The organism is Halalkaliarchaeum sp. AArc-CO (assembly GCF_024972735.1).
Classification (GTDB): domain Archaea; phylum Halobacteriota; class Halobacteria; order Halobacteriales; family Haloferacaceae; genus Halalkaliarchaeum.
The window spans coordinates 295,138-319,423 of record NZ_CP087723.1; the positions used below are offsets into that span (position 1 = coordinate 295,138).

21 protein-coding genes are annotated in these 24,286 nt (G+C 64.2%); 9 read left to right on the forward strand and 12 right to left on the reverse strand.

The features are described from left to right. Positions 1-50 precede the first annotated feature (50 nt). Complete coding sequence (locus AArcCO_RS02225; RefSeq protein ID WP_259534772.1) at positions 51-1,517, forward strand: HNH endonuclease; 1,467 nt, start codon at positions 51-53, stop codon at positions 1,515-1,517. A 992-nt stretch (positions 1,518-2,509) separates the two neighbouring features. Here the strand turns inward: AArcCO_RS02225 and AArcCO_RS02230 are convergent. Then, positions 2,510-4,183, reverse strand: coding sequence for a Na+/H+ antiporter NhaC family protein (locus tag AArcCO_RS02230; RefSeq protein WP_259534773.1), 1,674 nt, complete (start codon positions 4,181-4,183; stop codon positions 2,510-2,512). A gap of 149 nt (positions 4,184-4,332) precedes the next feature. Here AArcCO_RS02230 and AArcCO_RS02235 point away from each other — a divergent pair, with 149 nt between their 5' ends. After that, positions 4,333-5,112, forward strand: a complete 780-nt coding sequence (locus tag AArcCO_RS02235) for a P-loop nucleotide/nucleoside kinase family protein (RefSeq protein WP_259534774.1) — start codon at positions 4,333-4,335, stop codon at positions 5,110-5,112. Positions 5,113-5,157: 45 nt separating this feature from the next. Then, entirely contained in the window at positions 5,158-7,023 is a 1,866-nt protein-coding gene (locus AArcCO_RS02240; RefSeq protein ID WP_259534775.1) for a helicase C-terminal domain-containing protein, read from the forward strand. 191 nt (positions 7,024-7,214) lie between these two features. On the opposite strand, the gene AArcCO_RS02245 is transcribed toward AArcCO_RS02240, so the two are convergent. Next, positions 7,215-8,336: a 60S ribosomal export protein NMD3 gene (locus tag AArcCO_RS02245; protein ID WP_259534776.1), complete on the reverse strand. Its 1,122-nt coding sequence runs from the start codon at positions 8,334-8,336 to the stop codon at positions 7,215-7,217. Positions 8,337-8,495: 159 nt separating this feature from the next. Here AArcCO_RS02245 and AArcCO_RS02250 point away from each other — a divergent pair, with 159 nt between their 5' ends. Further along, positions 8,496-8,897: a cupin domain-containing protein gene (locus tag AArcCO_RS02250; protein ID WP_259534777.1), complete on the forward strand. Its 402-nt coding sequence runs from the start codon at positions 8,496-8,498 to the stop codon at positions 8,895-8,897. Positions 8,898-8,953: 56 nt separating this feature from the next. Here AArcCO_RS02250 and AArcCO_RS02255 read toward each other — a convergent pair whose 3' ends face one another. Beyond that, positions 8,954-9,376, reverse strand: coding sequence for a hypothetical protein (locus AArcCO_RS02255; RefSeq protein ID WP_259534778.1), 423 nt, complete (start codon positions 9,374-9,376; stop codon positions 8,954-8,956). Between the two features lie 116 nt (positions 9,377-9,492). Here AArcCO_RS02255 and htpX point away from each other — a divergent pair, with 116 nt between their 5' ends. After that, positions 9,493-10,368: a zinc metalloprotease HtpX gene (gene htpX, locus AArcCO_RS02260; protein WP_259534779.1), complete on the forward strand. Its 876-nt coding sequence runs from the start codon at positions 9,493-9,495 to the stop codon at positions 10,366-10,368. Positions 10,369-10,386: 18 nt separating this feature from the next. After that, the gene (locus tag AArcCO_RS02265) at positions 10,387-10,992 is read left to right on the forward strand and encodes a PspA-associated protein PspAB (protein WP_259534780.1); all 606 of its coding nucleotides are present in this window, start codon (positions 10,387-10,389) and stop codon (positions 10,990-10,992) included. On the opposite strand, the gene AArcCO_RS02270 is transcribed toward AArcCO_RS02265, so the two are convergent. Both AArcCO_RS02270 and AArcCO_RS02275 read right to left on the reverse strand, forming a co-directional pair. Beyond that, complete coding sequence (locus AArcCO_RS02270) at positions 10,993-11,877, reverse strand: TIGR01548 family HAD-type hydrolase (RefSeq protein ID WP_259534781.1); 885 nt, start codon at positions 11,875-11,877, stop codon at positions 10,993-10,995. Between the two features lie 44 nt (positions 11,878-11,921). Then, positions 11,922-12,344 carry a UPF0146 family protein gene (locus AArcCO_RS02275; RefSeq protein WP_259534783.1) on the reverse strand — a complete coding sequence of 141 codons (423 nt, stop codon included), beginning with the start codon at positions 12,342-12,344 and terminating at the stop codon, positions 11,922-11,924. A 39-nt stretch (positions 12,345-12,383) separates the two neighbouring features. Here AArcCO_RS02275 and AArcCO_RS02280 point away from each other — a divergent pair, with 39 nt between their 5' ends. Continuing rightward, the gene (locus tag AArcCO_RS02280; protein ID WP_259534785.1) at positions 12,384-12,905 is read left to right on the forward strand and encodes an archaemetzincin family Zn-dependent metalloprotease; all 522 of its coding nucleotides are present in this window, start codon (positions 12,384-12,386) and stop codon (positions 12,903-12,905) included. Positions 12,906-12,921: 16 nt separating this feature from the next. On the opposite strand, the gene AArcCO_RS02285 is transcribed toward AArcCO_RS02280, so the two are convergent. Both AArcCO_RS02285 and radA read right to left on the reverse strand, forming a co-directional pair. Further along, complete coding sequence (locus AArcCO_RS02285; RefSeq protein WP_259534786.1) at positions 12,922-14,259, reverse strand: glutamate-1-semialdehyde 2,1-aminomutase; 1,338 nt, start codon at positions 14,257-14,259, stop codon at positions 12,922-12,924. 66 nt (positions 14,260-14,325) lie between these two features. Next, positions 14,326-15,357 carry a DNA repair and recombination protein RadA gene (gene radA / locus AArcCO_RS02290; RefSeq protein WP_259534787.1) on the reverse strand — a complete coding sequence of 344 codons (1,032 nt, stop codon included), beginning with the start codon at positions 15,355-15,357 and terminating at the stop codon, positions 14,326-14,328. Positions 15,358-15,507: 150 nt separating this feature from the next. Here radA and AArcCO_RS02295 point away from each other — a divergent pair, with 150 nt between their 5' ends. Next, on the forward strand, positions 15,508-15,960 hold the full coding sequence (locus AArcCO_RS02295; protein WP_259536508.1) for a DUF5804 family protein: 453 nt from the start codon (positions 15,508-15,510) through the stop codon (positions 15,958-15,960). A gap of 24 nt (positions 15,961-15,984) precedes the next feature. Here the strand turns inward: AArcCO_RS02295 and AArcCO_RS02300 are convergent, their stop codons facing one another. The 5 genes from AArcCO_RS02300 to AArcCO_RS02320 all read right to left on the reverse strand — a co-directional run bounded on the left by AArcCO_RS02300 (position 15,985) and on the right by AArcCO_RS02320 (position 22,700). Next, a complete protein-coding gene (locus AArcCO_RS02300) occupies positions 15,985-16,887 on the reverse strand; it encodes a PLP-dependent cysteine synthase family protein (protein WP_259534789.1) in 903 nt (300 codons plus the stop codon). A gap of 33 nt (positions 16,888-16,920) precedes the next feature. Beyond that, positions 16,921-17,205, reverse strand: coding sequence for a translation initiation factor eIF-1A (locus tag AArcCO_RS02305; RefSeq protein ID WP_259534791.1), 285 nt, complete (start codon positions 17,203-17,205; stop codon positions 16,921-16,923). Positions 17,206-17,306: 101 nt separating this feature from the next. Then, on the reverse strand, positions 17,307-18,209 hold the full coding sequence (locus AArcCO_RS02310; protein WP_259534793.1) for a DUF6414 family protein: 903 nt from the start codon (positions 18,207-18,209) through the stop codon (positions 17,307-17,309). Between the two features lie 381 nt (positions 18,210-18,590). After that, a complete protein-coding gene (locus AArcCO_RS02315) occupies positions 18,591-21,191 on the reverse strand; it encodes a DNA topoisomerase I (RefSeq protein WP_259534794.1) in 2,601 nt (866 codons plus the stop codon). 84 nt (positions 21,192-21,275) lie between these two features. Continuing rightward, on the reverse strand, positions 21,276-22,700 hold the full coding sequence (locus AArcCO_RS02320; protein ID WP_259534797.1) for a hypothetical protein: 1,425 nt from the start codon (positions 22,698-22,700) through the stop codon (positions 21,276-21,278). A 143-nt stretch (positions 22,701-22,843) separates the two neighbouring features. On the opposite strand from AArcCO_RS02320, the gene AArcCO_RS02325 reads away from it, so the two are divergent. Next, the gene (locus AArcCO_RS02325; protein WP_259536510.1) at positions 22,844-24,274 is read left to right on the forward strand and encodes an MATE family efflux transporter; all 1,431 of its coding nucleotides are present in this window, start codon (positions 22,844-22,846) and stop codon (positions 24,272-24,274) included. Positions 24,275-24,286 lie beyond the last annotated feature (12 nt).

Here is a 24,286-nt window from a genome sequence, read left to right on the forward strand (position 1 = left end):
GAATTCGCTTAACAAGTACCATTACAAGTGTCGCGGGCGCTCCGTCAATTATGAGTGATGAGCGCCGGATGACCACGGACCGATTCTACGGCGGTGTCACGAACCGCCTCGAGAACCTCCGATCGATGCTCGAGTACGTCCGGGCTCACCATCCGCCCCGTGAACAACTCGTTGACTGGGTACTCTCAAATACTCCTGCAGGAAGTTCTGACGCCGTGGATCATCACCTGGCGTTTCTGGCGTCGATCGAACTGATCGACCTCACCGACGAGGAGTGTACACTAGCCGAGTACGGGGAGCAGTGGCTGCAAACCCAGGAACCAGAAACGCTATACAAGGCACTTTCAGAGGGTGTGAAAGGCTTCGAGACGATCCTTACTGCTCTCAGTCAGGGGTCGATGACTGACGAGGAAATCATGACGTTGCTGACCAGCAGGTTCGACGAAGCCGAAATGTCTACGCCCGGGCCAGCAATCCGACATCGGGAATGGTTGCAAGTACTGGGCTATCTCACACGTGAAGACGGGGTCAACCGAATCACGGACACAGGTGAAGCGCTCGTGGCTGAAAAGGGGGACCACAGCGATCTTTCTCCGTCAATATGGAGGCCACCGGACGGTGTGTCGGTGGGGGATACACTCACCCAGGACGAAATCGAAGCAGCGTTCGAGACGGGGTTTGGCTACCGTATTACTGGCATCAATCCACGTCGAGACGATCACGACCACCGCTACGTCCTCGTGTTTGCCAGGGAGGATGGTCCCTACGATGATTCCGTGCGAGACGGCCAATTCGAGTATATTGGTGAAGGGCTTTCCGGCGATCAAAGCGAAACGTCACCCGGAAATTCGACGCTCATCGACGCGACTTCATCGGATATTCCGGTGCATTTCTTCTACCAGAATACGACTGAAGACGGCTGGGAGTACCAGGGACTCGTTGACGTCTGCGACTACGAGTTCAAGAAACGAGATGGTCGTGAGGTTCTCGTTTTTACGATGGAACACCAGGATGTAGACGGAACTGATCGAACAGACTCCGGAGATCACACTCTCACGGCTGAACAGGAAATCCTCGAAGAGGTACTGGCGGAGGAATCGGACACACATTCGAGCGAGGAGTCGTATACTGAGGTGCGACAGCGGGTTCGAGATACTGTATTCCGGCGGCTCGTGCGACAAATCTACGACGGAACCTGTGCGATTTGCGGGCAGTGTCGGGAGACGCCCGACGGTATCCCTGAGGTGGAAGCCGCCCACATACGTCCGAAGGAAGACGGTGGTCCGGATACGGTCGCGAATGGACTTGCCCTTTGTAAGCTCCATCACTGGGCGTTCGACAACGGGTGGCTCGCTGTTAGCGATGACTACGAAATCCTCGTGAAGGAGGCCCCGGACCGCGACGGCTATTACGAATTCAAGCAACTCGAAGGAAAGCGTCTGGAGTTGCCTGACAACGACGCGGTACTGCCTGCATCGAAGTATTTGAAGAAGCACCGGGAGCTACAGGACTTCTGATAGGGGTTATCGCAGGGTAATAGATCCGAAAGAGGGAACCGAAAGCCGTGGCCGTGTCGAAGATTACTGGGATATACTGTCGGCTCTCACAGCACAGTCGTCAATATTCGTTTATCGAGCCTGTGTGGACACTCCCGTATCCATTACAATTACCACAAGTTCCGTGGTATCGGCCGTCACCTCCACAGGTTCGACACTTGATTCTAGGACTCTTGGCGACCACAACCCCTATTCCATCACAAATGCCGCAGGTTCCGTGGTATCGACCGTCACCTCCACAGGTTCGACATTTGTACAGGTCTCCTCCCGACACCTTCTTCCAAACTACTCCATCACCATCACAAATGCCGCAGGTTCCGTGGTATCGGCCGTCACCTCCACAGGTTGCACAGTCTAACAGAACTTTCTTAGATTCGCGCTTTATCACCAACTTGGTGTATTTCTCGAGCTTCGTCGCCATATGGTCGTGACTGGGATAGAGGGATAATACTTTTTCTGCATGAATATCTGGGAGTAACCACCATATTTGAGCAGGTCAACCATTCTGAGGGCCGCTTTGTCTGACGTACGGTAATGTCTCCTCCTCGAGGTGTGCGACATCGTCCGGCGAACGTCGTAATTTACTACAGAGCCCGACGCTGATTACTCCACCATTTCACTAAGACCGTGCTGACTACACGCTCTGTATCTTGCACTGTCTTCTCTAACTAGTTCTATTTCAACAGTTTGCCACTCCGATGCAACGCGATAAATCTGCTGTGAACGTTTCTATGACACGGTATGTGGTAATCGCTGCAATCTCGGCGGAGATCTTTTCTCGATAACCGATCCGGACTCTTCTCCCTGGCGATGGTCACACCGAGTGGATCCCCGGCCCGCCACACCCTGAAAAGAAACGAAGGTGAGCCAACGAGTCCGCACGGTCACAGCTGAGGGAATCGACTGGATGGATTTCCAGGGAGGAATCTCCGTCCGTTAGGGCGGAGAGAGGGTCAATCGTCGGACCCGCCCGCCTCGGCGTCCGGCTTCACCGGATCGTCGATCTCCTCTTGCGCGGCGTCGACCGCAACCGGCTCGACACCCTTGCGTCGGGCGTCCAGCTCCGAGAGCCCGTACACGAGCCCGACGAGCAGGAGCACGCCGACGGGCACCAGAACGAACGGCGTGATTCCGGTGAAGCCCCACACGAGCAACAGCACGATCGCGACGAGTCCCACCGTGACGGCGTAATACAGTTGCGTCCGGACGTGATCGATCAGGTCGGCGCCGGTAAAGGTCGAGGAGAGCACCGACGTATCGGAGATCGGGGATGTGTGGTCGCCGAAGATCGACCCGGAGAAGATCGTCCCGACGACCGCCGCGACCATGGTGTGATCGCCCGTGAGGCTCCAGGCGACCGGGATCGCGATCGGCGTCAGGATGGCCATCGTACCCCACGAAGTGCCCGTGGAGAAGGCGATAAACGCAGCCAGGATCAACACCAGCGCCGGCAGGATCCCCGCCACCAGATACGCGTCGGCAAACCCGGCGACGTATTCGCCGGTCTCCAGCGCCGAGACCACCTCGCCGATCCCCCACGCGAGCACCAGGATCGACACTGCGGTGAGCATGATCCCGAACCCTTCGATCGTCGTGTCGGTCGCCTCGCCGAAGCCGAAGATGTCGTAAACCTTCCCCAGCACGAACCCGGAGACGATCATCGCGAACGAGCCGTAGATCAACGCCGCCGCGTAGTCGGCGTCGATGATCATGTCCATCAGGGCCGCCCCCGGTTCGTAGCCCGTCCACAGGGCGGTGCCGAGCGTGACGACGACGAGAACGATCACGGGGACGAAGAAGTTCACCAGCCTGGGGTTGTCCCCGTGTGGCTCCCCGAGTTCGGCCTCGACGTCCTGCATCGGTCTTGCATCCTCGCGGTACACCTTCCCCGTCGACCACGACCGATGTTCCGCATCGAGCATCTCCCCGTAGTCCCGACGGGTACCGACGACGATTGCGACCATCGCGATCGCGAGCAGCGCGTACATGTTGTACGGGATCGAGTTGAGGAACACCTCGAAGGCGGAGGGATGCTCCGCCAGCCCGAGGTCGTCGTACGCGTCGGCGATCAATCCGAGCTGAAACGCCACCCACGAGGAGATCGCCAGCGTCGCCACCGGCGCCGCCGTCGAGTCGACGATGTACGACAGTTTCTCCCGGGAGATCCGGAGCTGGTCGGAGACGTCCTTCATCGAGCTGCCGACGATCGCGGTGTTGGCGTAGTCGTCGAAGAACATCACGAGCCCCAGCACCCACGCCGCAATCCCGGCCTTTCGCTGGGTGTCGAGCCGCTCGAGCGCCCAGTCCCGGACGGCATACGAGCCACCGAGGTTCCAGATCATCGCCACGCCGGAGCCCAGAAACAGCGTGAACACCAGAATCATCGCGTGGAAGTCGTCGGCGATGGCGGCGACGATCCAGTCGAACGTCGGGAAAAAGCCGAAGCCGGCGCTCGCGACGTCGCTCACCCATCCGGCCGGATCCGCCAGTGGATTCGGCCCGCCGGCGTACAGGATCCCCCCGGACCAGATTCCGAGGAACAGCGACAGCACCGCCTTCCGCGTGATGATCGCCAGTACGATCGCGAGCAGCGGCGGGATCAGTGACAGTATGCCAAATTCTGACATGCTCGGAGCACGACGGTCGATCTACTTAAAAATATAGTCGGCGGAGCGAACTGTGTACCGGTACCACGGCGAACGGATGTACCACCGCCAGGACCACTTTCACTCCGGTCTACGTAGTTTGATTATCCAGGCCGACAGTCACCAGACTGATGGGGGATCCGCACGGGCCGGACGCACGGATCGAGTCGTCACAGAACGGATCGGCGCAAAACGGATCGGCGCAAAACGGATCGGCGCAAAACGGAACGGCGCAAAACGGATCGGCGCAAAACGGAACGGCGCAAAACGGAACGGCGCAAAACGGATCTGCGCAAAACGGATCGGCGCAAAACGGATCGAAGACCGACCGTCCTCGGGCCGACGGGCGGGTCATCGCGATCTGTGGGGTTCCCGGTGTCGGAAAAACCACCACGGCCGAGTGGATCACCGACAACGTCGGCGGGCAACTCCTCCGGACGGACGTGATTCGAAAGGAACTGTTCCCTGATCCGTCGTACACGGCCGAGGAGCGCAGACGGACGTACGCCGAACTGTTCGACAGGGCGTTCGAGGTGGTCTCGACGGGTGAGGTGGCGGTGCTGGACGCCACGTTCGCGAGGCGACGCCACCGCGACTGGCTGCGGGAGCGCGCGGCCCAGGCGGACGTCGATATCGAGTTCGTCGAAGTGGAGTGTGCCGAACCGGTCGTTCGCGACCGCATCGCGGCCCGCGAGGGGGCAAGCGACGCCGACTTCGAGGTGTACCTCTACTACCGGTATCGCTTCGAACCCGTCCGCGGCGAACATCTCACCGTCGATAACTCCGACGGGCTCGCGGAGACGTACGCCCAACTCGAGCAGTACTTCGGCGGCGTCGAGGCTGTAGGCGTCGAACGATCGGCGGAGACCGAGGGTCCGACGGAGATCGAACAGTCGAGCGAGGCGGAGTGACTGAGGAAGGAATCCCTTTTGCCCCTCGATTCCGGAGGGGGTGACGTGCAACCGTCCCGGCTGTTCGAGGCGTTCCCGGCGCCCTCCTACCGCGGCAACCAGGAGTCGGCACTGTCGGCGATAGAAGACGCCTTCGAGGCCGGCAACGAGGTGGTGCTCGTGCGTGCGCCCACCGGCAGCGGGAAGTCGCTGCTCGCGCGGGCGATCATGGGCTGTGCGCGCCGGGCCGAAAACGCCGACCCCCACCAGGCAACGGGCGCGTATTACACAACGCCGCAGGTCTCACAGCTCGAGGATGTCGCCGAGGACGACCTGCTGTCGGACCTGAACGTCATCCGCGGCAAGTCCAACTACACCTGCATTCTCCAGGGGGAACGGGACACGCCGGTCGACCGGGCCCCCTGTGCCCGCCGGCAGGGGTTCGACTGCAGCGTCAAACACCGGTGTCCCTACTACGGCGACCGGGCGATCGCTTCCGCCCGCCGGTACGCCGCGACAACGCTGGCGTATTTCATGCAGACCGCCGGCTCGGAGGTGTTTCGCAAGCGGGACGTCGTGGTCATCGACGAGGCGCACGGGCTCGCCGAGTGGGCCGAGATGTACGCCACGATCGAACTCTCGCCCGACCGCGTTCCGGTGTGGGACGGCGTCGGCGTCCCGGACGTCCACGGCGACACCCGAGAGAATGAGGGCGCGCTCGATCGGACGGCCCGGTTCGCCGAGACGCTCGTGGGGGTCTGTGAGCGCGCGAAAGACGACCTGCTCTCGAAGCCGGAGCTCACCCCCGCCGAGGCTGCCCGGCGCGACCGGCTCCAGGAGTTGATCTCGGAGCTCGGCTGGTTCCTGGAGGCGTACCGCGATCCCGACAGCACGACCACGTGGGTCGTCGACCAACCCGACGGCGAGGGATCGTCCATCACGATCAAGCCGCTGGATCCGGCGCGGTATCTCAGACACACCGTCTGGGATCGGGGAAACCGGTTCGCGCTGCTGTCGGCGACGATCCTCTCGAAGGACGCGTTCTGCCGGAGCGTCGGGCTCGACCCCTCGACGGTCGCGCTCGTCGACGTCGAACACACGTTCCCGCTCGAGAACCGGATGCTGTACGACGTCACGCAGGGGAAGATGACGTTCGAGCACCGCGATTCGACGATCCCGAAGATCGCTCGATTGCTGGTCCGTCTCATGGCGGAACATTCCGACGAGAAGGGAATCGTCCACGCCCACTCGTATGCGATCGCCGGCCGCCTGTCGGACCGCCTCGCCGAAATGGGCGTCGCCGCCCGGGTGCGAACTCACGACCGGCACGACCGCGACGACGCCCTCGAGGCGTGGAAGGCGACCGACGACCCGGACGTCTTCGTCTCCGTCAAGATGGAGGAGGCGCTCGACCTCCGGGACGAGCTCGCCCGGTGGCAGGTGATCTGCAAGGCGCCGTACCTCAACACCGGCGACTCCCGGGTCGCCAGACGGCTCGAGGACGGGCAGTGGGCGTGGTACCACCGGGTCGCGCTGCGGACCGTGATCCAGGCGTGCGGTCGGATCGTCCGGGCACCCGACGACTTCGGGGCGACGTACCTCGCCGACTCGTCGCTTCTGGATCTGTTCGACCGCGCGGAGGCCGACGTCCCCCCGTGGTTCGCCGACGCGATCGACGCGATGGAACGCCCCGATCTCCCGGAGTTCGATCCGGCGGCGGCGCTGTCGGGGATCGACGCAGCGCCCGGCGGGACCGGGGGTCACCGGAGTCGTGGGTCGAACAGCTCTACTCGGGGAGGACCGAGCCGTCGAGACTCCGCCGGCAAGAGCGGTGGAGCGCCGGCGAACAGCGACGGGACGTCGGCGACTCGCGACGATGAGAGGCCGTCCTCCAGAAAAGACCACCCGCTCTCGGACGTCTGGGGCGAGTGACGTCGAGGCGCGGCGCCGGTGCCCCTACAGGAGCGTGACGCCCCACGCGACCATGGAAGTCACCATGAGGACGGCGAAAAACAGCGCGAACCATTTTTGGCGATCCATATACGTCGGTATGCTACTTTCTCAATAAAGTCTTTCGAGGGATGATGGCTGCCCGTGCCGGTTTCGAGAACGGATGGCCCTTTTCAGTAGAGCTCGGACTCGCCGTTTTCGGGAAGCACGTGCAGGCCGGCCCGACTTTTCAGTACCGCGACGGTTTCGGCGTCGTCGGGGACGTAGTCGGGTCGGGCGATGGTCTTCGCTTCGTACGTCTCGGGATCGAGAACCTGTATCGCGTGTTCGTCCTCGACCGCGACCACCGTCGTCTCCTGGGCGTCCTCGTGGTCGCCCAGCTTCCGGGCGTCCGGTGCGATTCCGTCCTCGTAGTCCGCCTCGTACTGTTCGCCGGTGGTGAGCCGGACGCCTTTCAGGTTCCCACGGACGCTCCGGACCAGCACCGGTCCTTCGTCGTCGAGGTCGATCACGTCGCCCGGTCGATACCGCGGCAGTCGGACCGCAAACGTGACCCGGTACACCTCGTTGCCGTCGCTGTCCTCGGTGACCAGCGTGGCGTGGTCCTCGACGGTCCCGCCGAGCTCCTCGATTATCCGGGCGGAGACGCCCCGGCCGAGCTGGTTCCTCGACAGCTTGATGTCGACGCCGTCGTCCGTCTCCGTCACCTCCGTGATGAACGCGTCCCGGCTGCCTGTCTCCTCCCGAGCGGCGACGTACGACTCGGCGATCTCGACGGCACGGGTGGTCTCTTCGCTCGTCGGGGCTCGGTTGTCGGCCCTGATCTGGATGACGCTCGCGTAGTATCCTCCCGCAATGCGACCACAACGTTTGCAGGTTCCAGAGCCGATCTTGACGGGGACAGTCACCGACTCCTGACGGAGCGTCCCCCGGACGATTCCGGAGAACTCACAGTGCATCCGGATCGTGGTGGCGTCGACCTGCTCGGGCTCGACGCCCCACTGGACGTCCCGGGCGTTCACGTGGACCCCGAGCCCCTCGGTGACGGCGTCGACCGCGACGTCGGTGTAATCGCGGGCGCCGACGTCGACCCACTGGTTGCCCCTGTGGACGGCGCCACAGCCCGAACAGACCTGAATTTCGATCCGGTCGGGAGCGTCGATGAGGTCGAAGTCTTCGAAGTAACAGTCGTCACACAGTTTCTCGTCCCGGTCGCGCGGCTGGCCCGGCAGCGGCTCCTCGCGCGCGTCGACCGCGCTGCCACACCGCGGACAGAACTCCCGGGACTCGCTCATGAAACCTGATAGCCGATTAGCGGATAAAAGGGACTCGGAGTTACGGCGGAATCACGGGGGAGTCACGGCGGAATCACGGGGGAGTCACGGCGGAATCACGGGGGAGTCACGGCGGAATCACGGCGGAGTATTATCAGTCTCTATCTCGAGACGTGGAACATGTCCACCGGCTTCAGCATCGTCGATCCCGAGGAGGTCCCGACAGCGCAGTTCGACACCTGTGAAACTCAGGTCAGAAAGCTAACCGAACCGCTCGGAGCGGTTGAATTGCGGGTGAATCAGGTGATCGTCGAGCCGGGCGAGGTGACCACGCCCCACACCCACGAGGGTCAGGAGGAGGTGTTCGTTGCGATGACCGACGGCCAGATTTCGATCGACGGGGAGGTTCACGAGGTTCCGGCGGGTGGCGTCGTCCGGGTGCATCCCGACACCGTCCGGAATCTCTGTAACCACACCGAGAACCATACCGAGGAGACGCACGTCTGGCTCGCGTTCGGCGCCCCGCCGGTGGGCAGCGTCGACGATTTCGGTGCCTACGTCGTCGTCGACGAGGACGAGTGATCGCCCCCGGGATCGCTCCTCGCAGACCATACGTTCCCCTCGAGTTCGGAGATCTCTCAGTCGAACAGTTCATCGAGGCGGAATCGTCTCTCGAACGGCTCGACTGCAAACTCGATGTCGGCCTTTCGGATCGTGACGTGGAGACTTCCGGTTTCCTCGCGAACGTCCCACTCGTAGCCACGCTGCCGATCGTCGGTGCTCACGTCCACCGAATACGTCACGCCGGTGTCCACGAGTATCCGTTCGCTCACCTCGGCCCCCTCGGTATCGCGTGGCGAGACTGCAACCGTTTCCGAGACGAAGGTGGCACCGATTTCGTTCGTGATCTGGACCTCGACAGTTCGCCCGGTGTCGGTCCGGTTTTGTATCCGGACAGTGCCTTCCTGTGGGAGCGCGGGGCGGATCCGGGTGTCGAGACAGCCCGACAGCAGGAGTACTCCCCCGGCGGACGTCGCCTTCAGGACCCCGCGACGATTCATGTCACTGCCCGTATGTCCCTCACAAATATAGGCGTTCGGCGGTTTTCCTCGTCTGTCGCTACACCGTTGGGCCGAAACGGAGATATTTAACCGCGTTCGAACCGTTGTCCCAACGTATGAACTGGAGTACCGACTGGGGGCTGAAAGGCCGGATGTTCTTTACGATGGCCCTGCTCGCAGTCCTGTACGTCGTCTTCATCGGCGCCCTCTCGGTGGTCTTCGAGGGACGGATCCTGCCGATAATCCTCGTGTTCGGGCTGTTCTCGTTCGCACAGTACTTCTACAGCGACAAACTCGCGCTGTACAGTATGGGTGCCCGGACGGTCGAACCCGACGAGGCGCCAGAACTCCACCGGATGGTCGAACGCCTCTCCCAGCAGGCGGACCTCCCGAAGCCGACGGTGGCGGTGGCCGATTCACAGGTGCCCAACGCCTTCGCGACCGGCCGGAACCAGCGCAACGCCACCGTCTGTGTCACTCAGGGATTGATGGGGACGCTGGACCAGGAGGAACTCGAGGGCGTCATCGCCCACGAACTCGCCCACATCAAGAACCGCGACGTGATGGTGATGACCATCGCGTCGTTCCTCTCGACGATCGCGTTCATCATCGTCCGGTGGGGGTGGCTGCTCGGCGGCAACAACCGGCAGGGCGGCGCCCCCGTCATCGTTGCGATCGCGGTGTCGCTTCTGGTGTGGATCATCTCGTTTTTCCTCATCAGGGCGCTCTCGCGGTACCGCGAGTACGTCGCCGACCGCGGCGCGGCGGCGATCACCGGGAACCCGGGCGCGCTCGCCTCGGCGCTGTTGACCATCAACGGACGGATGGACCGCGTGCCGAAGGAGGACCTCCGGGAGCAAGCGGAGATGAACGCCTTCTTCATCATCCCGATCCGCTCGGGCTTCATCGGCAAAATCGCCTCGACGCACCCCCCCACCGAGGAGCGGGTCGACCGGCTCCGGGAACTCGAACGCGAGATGGAGACCGCCTGATCGGCGGGAGACACGAGTATGGGATTTTTCGACACGATTCGCGCGGTGCTGGGAACGAGCGCCGAGACTGACGCCTCCCGGGACGCAGACCCGGAGGACCTGTTCGGCATGTCGACCGCCTACCTCACGATGGAGGCGGACCTGGGGTACGACAACGCCGGCGAGGCGGCGCTGTGTTTCTCGGGCGTCGACTCCACCGCCTTCGAGGCGGCCGTCGAAGAGGTGGAGGCGATCCTGGAGGCCGGCGAAATCGAGACCGGCACCGGCTTTCACCGGTACACCGACGACCACGGCTACGAGTGGTTCGTTCTCGAGGACGACGACCCGGAGGATCTGGTGACGAGCATCCACTTCGCGGCCGACGAGTTCATCGAACAGGGGTTCGGTTCGCGGCTGCTGGCGGCGGTGTTCGGCTTCCGGAAGGGCGACACCCGGGCGTACTGGATTTACTCGTTCCGACGAGGGGCGTATTACCCGTTCGTCCCCGACGGCGATCACGAACGTGATCAGCGGACGGAGTTCAAGCTCCAGTCGGTGCTCGACGGCGAACTCGCCGTCGAATCCGACGAGTCGTACTGGTATCCCCTCTGGCCCGACACGCCGGGGGGCCATCCCTGGGAGTGATCACGCCGACGGATCGGACGGGTCCTCGAATAGCGACAGCACGTCGTTGACAGACTCGAGGACGGCGTCGGCGCCGGCGTCGGCGAACTTCCCGCGTCCCGTCTCGCCGGAGAGGCCGCCGGTGAGCACGCCGATCCCGTAGTACACCCGGTCGGGATCGGCGGCGTCGGCGTTCCGGGCGGTTTTCACGTCGTCGAGGGTGTCGCCGACGAACGCGATCCGGTCGGCGTCGAACAGCTCGGCGAGGGTCAAAAGCGCCTTCGGGTGGGGCTTTCCCTCCGCCCAGTCGTCCATCGTGAAGACGTGCTCGGCCGGGAGGTCCAGCCCCGCACGGTCGAGTGCGATTTCGGCTTCCGCGGCCGGGCGCCCGGTCACTACGCCGACGTCGAACTGGTCGGTCAGCCACTCGAGGGTGGCCGACTCGACGATCACCGGCTCGTCGTGGATGTAGCCCGGCGCGTCGAAGGGTGGCTCGCCCCCCTCGAGTTCGCGATAGAGATCAGCGCCCAGATACAGTGCCTGGAAAACTGCTTTGAGGCGGTCCCGGTCCCACTTGTCGCGGACCCGCGCCTGCGGAACGTTCGGCATCTCGGCGACGATCTGCTGTGCCGCCTCGAGGCCGCCTCCGCGCTGGTGAATCTCGTCGGTGAACTCCTCGACGTCCCAGCGGAGCCCCTCGCGGAACGCAAGCACGTACAGCGCGAGTGCGTCCGTGAGCTCCCAGTCGTTGTTGAACCCGCCGGCGTCCTTGAACGACTGTACGGCCTCCCGGGGAATCGTCCGTCCGTGGACCCGGTCGACGGTCTCGACGATGGCCCGCCTGTAGGAGTCGGCGACGTCGACGAGCACCCCGTCGACGTCGAGCACGACCGCGTCGACCTGCATACGTCCGTGGGGGTCGCCGGGGAAAAAAAGCGTATCGGAGCCGGCTACTGTCGGACAACGTACACCACGCCCCCCTCGAGGTGATCGCGGTCGACCGGAATCACCGGTGCTTCGAACCCGAGCGTCGTAAACGAGAGGTCGGCGCCGACGCGTCGGGCCAGCTGTCGGCTCGGACGCTGGAGTTCGGCCGGCAGGTTTCGGGCGTAGACGGCGTCGACATCGTATTCGGGAGGGAGCTGCCGCCGATCGGCGAGGGAGACGACGTCGGCGTGAACCACCGTCACGCCCGTCGGGGTCTCGGCTCGGGTCTCGGCCACGACCTCCGGGTCGACGTCGACCGCGACGACTCGGCAGCCGGCGTCCGCGAGGGCGGCGGCGACTCCCGGACGGCGGCCGACGCCGACCTCGAGCAGGCTGTCGTAGCCGGCGAGCCGATCGGCGAGTTCGCGGTCGGGTGGGACTGTCACGGCGCAACACTTACGAACGGCCGAACCAAAGCGCTTGCCATGCGTTTCGACATCGTGCCCATCGGGGAACTCCCCGCCCAGGTGAAACGCGAGGCCTCCGCCGCGTTGCGGTCGGTGTACGACTGCGAGGTGACGGTCCACGACGAGCAGTCGGTTCCCGAGGGCGCGTTCGACCAGTCCCGGAGCCAGTACCGGGCCGAAGAGTTCATCGAGCTCGTCGGCCGGGTCGGAGCCGGCGAAAAGAACATCGGAATCACCGCCCGGGACCTCTACTACCGGCGCCGGAACTACGTGTTCGGGCTGGCGTATCTCAACGGCAACGGCTCCGTGATCTCTACGTATCGGCTCCAGACCTCCTCGGACGGCGGCATCTCCTCGAAACCTCACTCGGAGGTGTTCGCCGATCGCGTCCGCAAGGAGGTCGTCCACGAGATCGGCCACACGCTCGGGCTGGAACACTGCGACAACAACAAGTGCGTGATGTCGTTTTCGCCGACGGTCCGGGAAGTCGACGTCAAAGAGGAGAACCTCTGCGGAAGCTGCTCGCGGACGATCCGGTAGGTCTAGCCGGCGGCTCCTAGAGCGCTTCCTTGTACGCCTCTAGCGTTTTCTCGACGTCCTCGTCGGTGTGGGCGTAGCTAGTGAACTGACACTCGAACTGGTTTGCAGTGAGGAACACGCCCTGTTCGCGCATCTCCTGCCAGAAGACCCGCTCCCAGCGGTCGGTCTGTGCGCTCGCGACGTCGCTGCCGTTCTTCGGACACGTTCCGTATCGCGGACAGGACGATCGCTGTCGACAGCCGTTCGAACAGCTGTTCTCGAAGGACTCGGGTGCCTCGCGGGTAAACACCGTCTTGAACATCGAGCCGGTTCCGACGACGGTGTATTCGGGGGCCTGGTCCTCGCAGATCTCCGTGATCCCCTTCCGGAGCTTCTCTCCCAGCCGGTTTACGTGGTCGTAAACGTCGTTTTCGGCGGCGAACGTCAGCGACTCGTAGCCGGCGGCCATCGTCACCGGATGCCCGGAGAACGTCCCCGACTGGAACACCTCCCCTGCGGGGGTGAACGACTCGATGATCTCGGCTTTTCCGCCGATGGCGCCGACGGGGAAGCCGCCGCCGACGATCTTCCCGAAGGTGGTGACGTCTGGGGTGACGCCGAACTCGCCCTGGGCGCACTGGAGCCCGCCGACACGGAAGCCGGTGATCACCTCGTCGAAAATCAAAAGCGACCCGTGGTCGTCACACAGCTCCCGAAGCGTCTCGTGGTAGCCCTCCTCGGGCATCACGATCCCGGTGTTGCCGAGGATCGGCTCGGTGAGCACGGCGGCGATGTCGTCGCCGTACTCCTCGAACACCTCGTGGGCCGCCTCCTCGTCGTTGAACGGGATCGGCAATGTGTGGCGAGCGAACTCCTCGGGAACCCCCGGCGTCGACGGCCGGGCGTCGCCGGCGCTACCCTCCACGAGGGTGGTCTCCTGGGCGCCGTGGTAGCCGCCCTGCATGAGGACGATCTTGTCGCGCCCGGTGTACCCCCGTGCCAGTCGGACCGCCGACACGGTCGCCTCGGTGCCGGAGTTGACAAAGCGGATCGACTCGACGCTCGGGACGTGGCGGGCGACGAACTCCGCGAGCTCGATCTCGATCTCGGTGGGTGCGCCGTACATCGGCCCGGCGCTGGCGTGTGACTGGATCGCCGACTGGACCGGATCCGGGAGATCGTGGCCGTACAGGAGCGGGCCGTAGCCCATCACGTAGTCGATCAGCCGGTTGCCGTCGGCGTCGATCACGTGGCCGCCGTCGCCCCGCTCGATGAACAGGGGATACGGCATCGTCGCACGCACCGAGGAGTTGACGCCGCCGGGCATCACCGACAGCGCACGATCGTACAGTTCGCGTGAGCGGTCGTCTCGCATACTGGGCCGTTCACTCTCGGCCCGAAAGAAGATACTGGATTCCGGCAGCTTGCTCGGCTCCGGGCCTTATTCCGGCTTGAGCCCCTCGTTTTGGACCCGCATCACGGCCTCCCCGTCCGCCAGGTTCGGCGCGTCGACGAGCCGGACGATCCGCTTGTCTCCCTTCGATTTGCGGAGATAGATTCGGAACGTGGAGGTGTGGCCGAGGATGTTGCCGCCGATCGGTTGCGTCGGGTCGCCGAAGTAGGAGTCGGGGTTGGAGGCGACCTGGTTCGTCACCAAAATCGCGGTGTTGTAGAGGTCGCCGATCCGCATCAGGTCGTGGAGGTGTTTGTTGAGCTTCTGCTGGCGCTCGGCGAGCTCCCCCCGCCCGACGTACTCGGCCCGGAAGTGAGCGGTAAGCGAGTCGACGCTCACCAGCCGGACCGGCCAGTCGGACTCCTCGTGTTCTTGCGCGAGCTCTTTCGCCTTCTGGGAGAGCAGGATCTGGTGGTTGGAGTTGAACGCCTTCGCGACGTGGATCCGGTCGAGGAACGCCTCTGTGAGCTGTTCGAGGGCGTCGTCGTCGTCCGGGGTGCCGTCGATCTCGCGCCGCTCGAGTTCGACCTCGAGAATCTCGTCGTCGAGCCCGCGAACCATGTCGTCGATGCGTTCGGGACGGAACGTGTCCTCCGAGTCGATGAAGATCGCCGCGCCGTCGAGCCCGCCGTACTCTCGCGGGAGCTGGACGTTGACGGACATCTGGTGGGTGATCTGGGACTTGCCGGAGCCGAACTCGCCGTACACCTCGGTGATCGACTGCGTCTCCATCCCGCCCCCGAGCAGGTCGTCGACCTCCTCGATCTGCCAGGAGAGCTTGCCGATCTGTTCGCGGCGCTCGAGTACGGACGCGCCGGTCTCGAACCCGCCGACGTCGGCGGCCTCGCGGGCGCCCTGGATGATGTCCGAGGCGGTCGAGTCGCCGATGTCGGCGGTGTTGGACAGCTCGCCCGGACTGGCGACTGCGATGCTCTGGAAGCTGTCGAATCCCGCGTCGACGAGCTTGTCAGCGGTTGCCGGTCCCACGCCCGGAAGGCTCTCGAGGTCGTCTTCTGCCATCGTGTCTCCGGGTTGTTCGCACTCCGGTATAAAAGCTCGTTAACAGCGTCCCGGAAGTGAAACTCCGGATCGGTCGGCGAGAAGTCGGAGGTCGGTTCCCTCGCCGTACCACAACCGCTTTGCCGGGGGCGAATGACCACGAAAGTGAGCATGGCCACCGTCTGTCTCGTCGGCGATCCGGACGTGAACCTCCAGTACGAACTGCTCTCCCGGGAAACCTCCCGGGAGGCGCTCGCGACCTACGACATCGCCGAGCCGTTCGAGAACAGCCTCGCCGTCGAGACGGTGAGTCTGGGCGCCGCAGTCGCGTTGTGTAACGACCTGGACTGGTATCTCGTCCGGTTCGTCGAAGAGACGCTCGTTCGGGAACCCAGCATCAGCCGGGAGGAGTGGCTCTCCCGGGAGCTCGCCGGCCAGGTCAGAAACGGGGACCTTCCTCCCGAGGAGACCGACCGCCTGCTGAAGGTGTACGGCGTCGTCGACGGCGAACTCGTCGAGCCGATGTTCCTCACCCGCGTCGACGGCTCCGTCCCGGAGTACGACCTGCGCGAAGTGGACGACACCGTCGTCGTGCGCGTCTCGGAACGCGAGTTCGCCGAGTGACGGGGACGGTCACGGGACCGCCCGTCACTCGAACATCCCGGTCGACATGTACCGCTCGCCGGAGTCCCAGAACACAGTGACGACGAGGGGGTCCTCGACGTTCGCCGCCACGAGTTCCCCGGCGACCTCCCGGGCGATCAGGTTCGAGGCACCGCTGGACTGTCCGACCAGGATCCCCTCCTCCCGTGCGAGCCGACGGCATTCGGCCTCCGCGGCCTCGATGTCGACGGTGCGCACGTCGTCCAGCAGGTCGACGTCGAGGTTCGGCGAGACGAATCCGGGGCCCATCCCCTGGAAGCCGCCGTCGCCGAGCTCACCCTCCGAGAGGACTGCGTTCCCTTCCGGTTCGACGGCGACGATCTGCAGGTCGGGAAACGCCTCGCGGAGCCGACGTCCGGTGCCGCTGATCGTCCCGCCGGTGCCGACGCCGGCAACCAGCGCGTCGACGGTCCGGTCTTCCACCTGCTCGATGATCTCCGTCCCGGTCGTCTCGTAGTGCGCTCGGGGGTTGGCCTCGTTTTCGAACTGCCGGAGCTGGAGCATTCCCTCCTCTTCCAGTTCGTCTGCACGGTCCTTGGCGTCGGAGATGTCGCCCTCGACGAGTTCGATGTCGGCACCGTACGCGCGCATCAGCCGCCGGCGTTCCTTCGACTGCGAGGCCGGCATCACGAGCGTCACGTCGTACCCCTTCACGGCCCCGACCATCGCCAGCCCGATGCCGGTGTTGCCGGAGGTCGGCTCCACGAGGCTGTCGCCCGGCTCGATCTCGCCGGCTTCCTCGGCCGCCTCGATCATGTACAGGGCGGGGCGGTCCTTGGCCGACCCCGCCGGGTTTTTGGATTCGATCTTGGCTGCCACCGTCGCTCCCTCGGGTGAACTCACCCGCACCAGCGGCGAGCCGATGGTGTTCAGCACGCTCTCGTCCATGGACGCTCTACCGGACGAACACCTAAAAAGTCGCTAGTCGATGTGGCCTTCGCGGCGGAGCTGGTCGGCGTCCTCGCCGGTGTAGCGCCACTCGATGTTGGCCTTCTCGTCTTGCCAGTCCCACGGTTCGGCGACGACGACGTCGTCCACCTCGATCCACGTTCGATACTTCATCCGGCCGGGAATACGCCCGAGGCGCTCTTTCCCGTCGGCACATCGCAGCTGTACGTGGTTGCCGCCGAGGTGGTCCGTCACCACGGCGAAAACCTCATCCGAGTTGGGCATCCGGAGGTTCCGGCGCCCGTTTTCCTGAGTCACACCGGCAATAGGTCCGCTACACGTTTAAGTGGTCCGACTGATCCGACACGGTCCTTTATAGTTACCCGTTACCGAGGCACACGTCACTACAGATCTTAGAATTACCAATGGATAGCAATTGGATCAATGATGATCGATCTGCCCTCTAGAATGAAGTCTTCAGGTTGAATCTCGGGAAGTTTGAATTCACTCTCATTTTGTTCGTCCATAGAGTCTAGAACTTTTGCAACTAACTTCGCTCGGATGTCTGCGCTTTCACTGTCGGAGGAGACGGAATCTATCATCCGAAGAGCTTCGATCAAGTCCCAAATTGCTTCTTCATTGTTGATTTCTCTCACACGTCCGAAGATGATGTACTCATTTTGGCTCCGGAATTCCCGGTCCGGATCGACCCACATATTTTGAGTATCAATCGTTGTAGCTACACTCCATTGGCCAACTGGAGCATCTACTTCCAATCCTATCCACCCATGGTAAAGTAGTTGGTAAAATTGCTCTACTTGGCCAAGTTGGGATGTACTTTGTAGTAATTGTGCAAGGAATCCACTTCCCTGTGGCGCGTCAGAGGTAGCTTCAACAATATACTGGAGCGCACTCAGAAGCGGATAAAGTGGGTCCGGTTTGCATGAACCTTCAACTCTAACAAGTTCCCCTAACTTTACACTATTGACATTATTGTCACTATTCAGATCTGTGATTTCTGGTGGGGTCCTTTCGTCCTCAAAGGAATCAATAAGAATAGAATAACGATACTGGTCGTTCACCCGTTTACTAACTTCTGATAGTTCACGTTCTGTTGCGGAGGTTGAGCGAGCGTGGCTACCACCGATACTGAGTAAATTTCCGAGGTCAATTCCTGCTTTACCTTCCGATTCGGAACCTTCTTCTTCACTCTCTTCAGCAACTTCACGGACTGTTTCTGGAACGGTCATGAACATCGATGCTAGAAGTGAGTTAACTGCTCCTGAGTCAAGATAAACAAACTGACGGATATCGGGTTCCATAGCCAGAAAATCTATTCACCCACAAATAAATTTAATCCAGAAAAGGTCATTGGGAAGATATAGGACGTATTGGTCCTGCGTGATCGAAATAAAACTGTAGGTCGAGCATCCGCGAGCGAAGCGAGGCGTTTCACCGATAGCGAGGGCCGCAGGCCCGAGCTATCGGTTTTTTTGGTCTGCTCACGGAGCGGGGCTCCGTGGCATCCAGCAAATCCGTCGGATTTGCGCGAGAGCTTTTTTGGCGGGGGTCGAGGAGCGCGAGGTTCGACCGAATGCGAGAACCTCGGAGACGCGAACGGGGAGAGCGAGGTTCGAGCGAATGCGAGAACCTCGGAGACCCGTGAGCGAAGCGCCCGAGGCCCCGTTAAAAAAGGTCGTGGTTCAGTCCGCCTTGGCCTGCCAGTCCCGCACCGTGTCGGGCCCGACGCCGTCGACCTGGTTGGCCAGTTCGTCCGGCTCAGCCTCCTTCAGCGAGCCGACGTCCTCGACGCCGGCCTCCCGGAGTTTCTCGGCGGTCTTCTCGCCGATCCCGTCGATAACTTCGAGCTCCGACCCTTCCCTCCGGGCCTGGTACTCCCGGTAGTTGCAGATCGGACACCCCAACTCCCACGGCTCATCACCCGAGTGGACCCGGAGGTGGGGCAGATCGTGTTCGTCGCAGCGCTCGTCGGTCACCTCGATTTCGCCCCGGCGTGGCAGCGGCAGCGAGTAGTCGCAGTCCGGATACCGCGTGCAGCCGACCAGCCGAGAGCCGTTGCGGAGCTGCTTGATCGCCAGCTCTCCACCCTCGCTTTCGCCGCAGGCTGGACAGTTGCCGATCACCTCGTCGTCGGCCTCCTCGGCCGCGTCGGCCTTGCACTGCGGACAGCCGTGGACGAACGTCTTCCGCCCGGCGAGCATCTTCACGTGGTGGAGGTCGTGCTCCTCGCAGGTCTCCTCCAGGATCAGCGGCTTCCCCGTGGAGGGCAGTGGCAGCGTGTACTCGCAGTCGGGGTAGCCGTCGCAGCCGACGAAGTAGGAGCCGTATCTCGATTTTCGGACCAGCAGCTGGGAGTCACACTCCGGACATGGTCCCAGCGTCTTGTCGGCCTTCAGCGACTCCTGGAGGTGGTTCCCGATCTCCTCCCTGGAGTCTGCAAGCTCCTCGAAAATCCGCTCGAGTAGCTCCTTCGACTCGTCGGTCACCTCGTCGTACTCCTTCTCGCCGCCCGCGATCGCCGCCATGTCCCGTTCCAGCTGGGCGGTCATCCCCTCGCTGACGATCGGTTCGGCGAACTTCTCTGCCGCCTCGACGACCGCCTCCGCGAGCCGCGTCGGCCGGGGGGGATCGTTCTCGACGTAGCCGCGATCGTACAGCTTCTCGATCGTGTGGTGTCTCGTTGCCTTCGTCCCGATCCCGAGCTCCTCCATCTTCTCGATGAGCCGCGACTGGCCGTAGCGACGGGGCGGCTGGGTTTCCTTCGCCTCAAGCCGGCGTTCGCCGAGGTCGAGCCGTTCCCCCGCTTCGACGTCCGGCACGATCGTCTCGCTCGAGGACACGTACGGATACACCTCGTGATAGCCCGGTTCGAGCAGGCGCTTGCCGTTGGCCTTCAGACGGAGCCCGCCGTCAGCGAGGAGCTCCGGCATCCCCGTCGTGCCGTCGGGATCCCGCAGCGCCGCCCGGGGATCGGCCTCGCCGGCGATCCGGCTCGCCTCGCCGTCGGCGAGCGCGACGACCCGGAGGTGTTCCCAGGTCGCCGCCGGCGCACAGGTCGCGAAGAAGCGCCGAACGACCAGTTCGAAGATCTCCCACTCGTCGTCGGACAGCTCCGAGGCGTCCGGCAGCTCCCCGGTCGGGTGGATCGGCGGGTGGTCGGTCGTCTCCTCGTCGCCCTCGGTCGGCTCGATCGACTCCTGTGTGAGAAGCGATTCCGCGTCGTCGCCGAACCGCGTTCCACGGAACGCCTCGAGTAGTTCCCGGGGATCGAGGTCGTCGGGATAGACCGTGTTGTCCGTCCGGGGATAGCTGACGAACCCGGCGGTGTAGAGGTCCTCCGCCAGCGACATCGCGCGCTGTGCGGAGTACCCCAGCGATCCGGCCGCGCGGATGAACTGGGTGGTGTTGAACGGGGCCGGCGGGTCGTCTCTCCGGGTCCGGCGGTCGACGTCGTCCACCTCGGCGCCGTCGGCCGCCCGCAGCGCCGCCGCGACCGTCTCGGCGGTCGGACCGTCCCAGATCCGTTCGGCCTCGGTGCCGTCGACGTCCGCATAGAAGTACTGTGCCTCGAAGGCGCCGCCGGCACCGGCGTCCCGCTTGGACAGCTCCCCGAACAGCTCCCAGTAGGATTCGGGGTCGAACGCCTGGATCTCCCGTTCCCGGTCGACGAGCAGCTTGAGCGTCGGCCCCTGGACCCGACCCACCGAAATGAAATCGTCGCCGAGCTGGCGCGCCGAAAGCGACAGGAACCGGGTGAGCGCCGCGCCCCACACCAGGTCGATCGCCTGTCTGGCCTCGCCGGCGGCAGCCAGGTCGAAGTCGATCTCGTCGGGATCGTCGAAGGCGTCTTTCACTTCACGGTCGGTGATCGAGGAGAACCGCACCCGGTCGACCGGCGCCTCGTCGTTCACCTCGCGGACGAGCTCGTAGGCTTCCTTCCCGATGAGTTCGCCCTCCCGGTCGTAGTCGGTCGCGATGATCACGCGAGAGGCGTTGCGCGCCAGTCGGCGGAGCGCGGCGACGATGTTCTCCTGGGTCGGTTCGGTCACGATCGGCGCGTCGACCAGCTCGACCGGCTCGACGTCCCGCCAGTCGTTGTACTCCGGCGGGAAGTCGACGCCGACGACGTGGCCCGAGAGCCCGATGCAGCGCTTGCCGCCCCAGCGATAGACGTTGACGCCGTTGCGTCGCTCGGTTTCCGCGGAGCCGCCGCTGAGGATCTCGGCGATCCGGCGGGCGGCGTTTTCCTTCTCGGTGACGATCAGCTCGGGACCCCGACTCATCGCCCGCCCATAGGCCGGTTGCTCGCCTAAAGCTTTCGTGCTGGCTGGCGGACGGTCCGTACCGCGGAAACCCACCGATTGCGGTCAGATCACGTCGGCGAGCGGCAACCCGAGGCCGAGGAACCACGCCGCGAGTCCTGCCGCCAGGAACTGTTTGCCCCGCTCGTCCCCCATCGCGCTGCCGGCCGCGATGAGCGTCAACGCGAGCAGCAGCCCGATGCGGTGCAACACCAGCCGGATCGGGAGGAACGACACCGACACCATCCCGAAGTCGACGGCGAACGCCCCGCCGGCCCCGAGCAGGGCGAACGACGCCGCCGCCCACGGTTCGGTCCCACGAGCCAGGAGGAGTGCCGCTGCAGGCATCCCCAGCGCCAGGATCGGATACAGCACCGCAGCGATCGCCTTCGGGTGAAGTGCCGGCACTGCCGTTTCGACGCCGATTCCGATCACCCTGACCCCGAGGACGATCCCGGCGAGGGCCGTCGCGAGCGCGATCGCCCGACGCCGTCGGGAGATCTCTCCGACGACCGCCCGGCCGGCGCGTGCGAGGTCCCGTCGGGTCTCTGCGGCGAGGATCCCGGCGATGCCGACGATGCCCAGCAGTCCGAGTATCCACGCTACTCCGCCTCCGCCGAGCGGTTCGATCGCAGCCGAGTGCGGGTCGTCGTCGGCAGTCGCTTCGTTGTCGGATGCTTCGTCGGCAGTCGCTTCGTCTGTCGTCGCTTTGTCGGTGAGGCCGGTTTCCGGATCGTCGACGGCGTCGAGGTCGTCGGGCTCCTCGATTTCGGACTCGAGTTCGATCACGGAGATCCAGCCGTCGCTGTACCCGCCTTCGATCCCGTGATACTCCCGCCTGACTTCCTCCACGAATGGCGCCTCGAGGTAGTCGCTCTCTATCTCGAGGCCGGCCTCGTGGATGTCCGGAACGGTGTGTCGCAGCCGAAACCAGTCCCAGTAGTCGGTGTGCGCCTGGATCGCGGTCCAGTCCTCCTCGGGATGGGTGTAGGCCCGGACGTGGTATCGTTCGCCGAGATACGTCCCCGAGTGGAGCTGATACGCCTCGGTCAGCCAGACTGCGTCCCCGCCACGGGGTGACGCGTCCACGTACGAGTACCGGACGGCACCGTGGGCGTCGGCCCACTCGAGCCCCTCGTCGTCGACGACGACGCCGTGCTCGTCGGGCTCGTCTCCCGCTGGTTCCTCCTCCTCCTCGAACTCGAAGCTCGTCCGGTCGGTCAGGCTCCGACGGACCGCGTCGTCCGGACCGTGCACGAGGAGGTTGATCGCGAGCGTCCGCTCGCTTGTGGTCTCACCGCGGCTCGTGTACGGCCACAGGTAGCTCCCGTCCTCGACCGGCTGGACGAGGTCCTCCTCGGTGACCTGTTCGACCTCCGGCGGGTCGTGGGTCGTCGGTTCGAGCAGCGCCCCGACCCCGAAGACGACTGCGATAGCGAGGACGATCGCGATCGCGACCGTTCGCCGTCGAGGACGTCTAGACCGGGCCATACCCGATGTCTGGGGACTCTTCGATCATGTATGTTCGGCCGTCGAACGCATCCTCCCGGTCGACCGGAATCAAAAACTGTAGCACACTAGGAGTCGTCGGTCGACCGGGAAGCGTGACCGGAAACCAGGACGCGCGCGTCGACATGACCACAGGGGCGATAAGCCCGCGGCTTTTCCGGCTGGCGTGGCCGCTGGTCCTGGGGAACCTGCTGCAGACGCTGTACAACCTCGCGGACATGTTCTGGGTGGGGCGGGTGAGCCCGGAGGCCGTCGCCGCCGTGTCGCTCATGTTTCCGCTGTCGTGGATGTTCGTCTCGACGGCGATGGGGCTCACGGCGGCGACGATCGCGCTCGTGTCCCAGCACGTCGGCGCGGGCAACGACCGCCGGGCCGACAGGGTGGTCTCCCAGACGGTGCTTCTGGCGACGGTGGTGTCGATCGCGCTCGCGGCGGTCGGTCTGCTGTCCCGGCACTGGCTGTTGTACTGGATCGGCGCGCGCGACCAGGTGTACGTCGAGGCGCTGGCCTACATCGAGGTGATCTTTCTCACGCTGCCGCTGACGTTCCTGTTTTTCGCGTTCCGGTCGTCGTTGCAGGGCGCCGGCGACACGAAGACGGCGATGTGGCTGGTGGCCGTCTCGGCGGGGATCAACATCGTGATCGACCCGTTTCTCATCCTCGGGTGGGGGCCGTTCCCGGCGATGGGAACCCGCGGCGCCGCGGTCGCGACGTTCCTCTCGCGGCTCGTCGCCGCGGTCGTCGGGATCTACATCCTCGTGAAGGGGTCGTGGGGGATCCAGCTCCACGTCGGCGACCTGTGGCCCGACCGGGAGATCCTCGGCAAGCTCGTCGAGGTCGGCTATCCGGCCACCATCGACGGCTGGGCGCGGTCGTTCGCGGCGGTGGCGCTTGCGGCGCTGGTCGCCAGGTTCGGTCCGGCCGCGACGGCCGCCTACGGGATCGGCGTCAGGCTGATGTCCGTCTCATGGACCGTTTCGGGGGCCGTCGGACAGGCGACCGCGACCGGCGTCGGACAGAACCTCGGTGCCGGCACGCCGGACCGGGCGGTCGCGGTGACCCGCACGGCGACGCTCTCGACGATGGCGATCCTGTTTGCGGCAGGTGGGCTCGTCTGGGTCTTCCCCGAGATCGCGATCGCGATCTTCGTCGACGACGCCGCGGTGATCGACGAAGGGATCGTCTTCCTGCGCATCGTCGCGCTGGCGTGGGGCTTCTTCGGCGGACTGATGGTGATCCAGGGGGCGTTCCGCGGTGCGGGTCACACCAAGGTGGCGATGGCGCTGTCGATGCTCTCGCGGTGGATCTTCCGGATCCCGGCGGCGGTGTACCTCTCGTTCGCCTGGACGGTGACGATTCCGGGGACGACGATCACCGTTTCGGCGCTCGACTGGGGCGTCGAGGGGCTGTGGTGGGCGTTCGCGGCCTCGGCGACCGCCTCGTTCTTCGTCGGCGTGGCCTGGTTCGCCCGTGGCGGCTGGAAGGAGGGGGTCGTCGAGAGGGAGATCGAGACCACGACTGGCAGCGCCGAGGACGACCCGACCATGGACGATTGAGCTACCCACCGA

Excerpts from the sequence above, each read along its gene's own strand:
- AArcCO_RS02245 (WP_259534776.1), bottom strand. The coding sequence starts at position 8,336 with ATGAGCGAGTCCCGGGAGTTCTGTCCGCGGTGTGGCAGCGCGGTCGAC.
- AArcCO_RS02280 (WP_259534785.1), top strand. The coding sequence starts at position 12,384 with ATGCGTTTCGACATCGTGCCCATCGGGGAACTCCCCGCCCAGGTGAAA.
- AArcCO_RS02265 (WP_259534780.1), top strand. The coding sequence starts at position 10,387 with ATGGGATTTTTCGACACGATTCGCGCGGTGCTGGGAACGAGCGCCGAG.
- AArcCO_RS02285 (WP_259534786.1), bottom strand. The coding sequence starts at position 14,259 with ATGCGAGACGACCGCTCACGCGAACTGTACGATCGTGCGCTGTCGGTG.
- AArcCO_RS02250 (WP_259534777.1), top strand. The coding sequence starts at position 8,496 with ATGTCCACCGGCTTCAGCATCGTCGATCCCGAGGAGGTCCCGACAGCG.
- AArcCO_RS02225 (WP_259534772.1), top strand. The coding sequence starts at position 51 with ATGAGTGATGAGCGCCGGATGACCACGGACCGATTCTACGGCGGTGTC.
- AArcCO_RS02255 (WP_259534778.1), bottom strand. The coding sequence starts at position 9,376 with ATGAATCGTCGCGGGGTCCTGAAGGCGACGTCCGCCGGGGGAGTACTC.
- AArcCO_RS02300 (WP_259534789.1), bottom strand. The coding sequence starts at position 16,887 with ATGGACGAGAGCGTGCTGAACACCATCGGCTCGCCGCTGGTGCGGGTG.
- AArcCO_RS02325 (WP_259536510.1), top strand. The coding sequence starts at position 22,844 with ATGACCACAGGGGCGATAAGCCCGCGGCTTTTCCGGCTGGCGTGGCCG.
- AArcCO_RS02310 (WP_259534793.1), bottom strand. The coding sequence starts at position 18,209 with ATGGAACCCGATATCCGTCAGTTTGTTTATCTTGACTCAGGAGCAGTT.
- AArcCO_RS02270 (WP_259534781.1), bottom strand. The coding sequence starts at position 11,877 with ATGCAGGTCGACGCGGTCGTGCTCGACGTCGACGGGGTGCTCGTCGAC.
- AArcCO_RS02230 (WP_259534773.1), bottom strand. The coding sequence starts at position 4,183 with ATGTCAGAATTTGGCATACTGTCACTGATCCCGCCGCTGCTCGCGATC.
- radA (WP_259534787.1), bottom strand. The coding sequence starts at position 15,357 with ATGGCAGAAGACGACCTCGAGAGCCTTCCGGGCGTGGGACCGGCAACC.
- AArcCO_RS02295 (WP_259536508.1), top strand. The coding sequence starts at position 15,508 with ATGGCCACCGTCTGTCTCGTCGGCGATCCGGACGTGAACCTCCAGTAC.
- htpX (WP_259534779.1), top strand. The coding sequence starts at position 9,493 with ATGAACTGGAGTACCGACTGGGGGCTGAAAGGCCGGATGTTCTTTACG.
- AArcCO_RS02315 (WP_259534794.1), bottom strand. The coding sequence starts at position 21,191 with ATGAGTCGGGGTCCCGAGCTGATCGTCACCGAGAAGGAAAACGCCGCC.
- AArcCO_RS02320 (WP_259534797.1), bottom strand. The coding sequence starts at position 22,700 with ATGGCCCGGTCTAGACGTCCTCGACGGCGAACGGTCGCGATCGCGATC.
- AArcCO_RS02235 (WP_259534774.1), top strand. The coding sequence starts at position 4,333 with ATGGGGGATCCGCACGGGCCGGACGCACGGATCGAGTCGTCACAGAAC.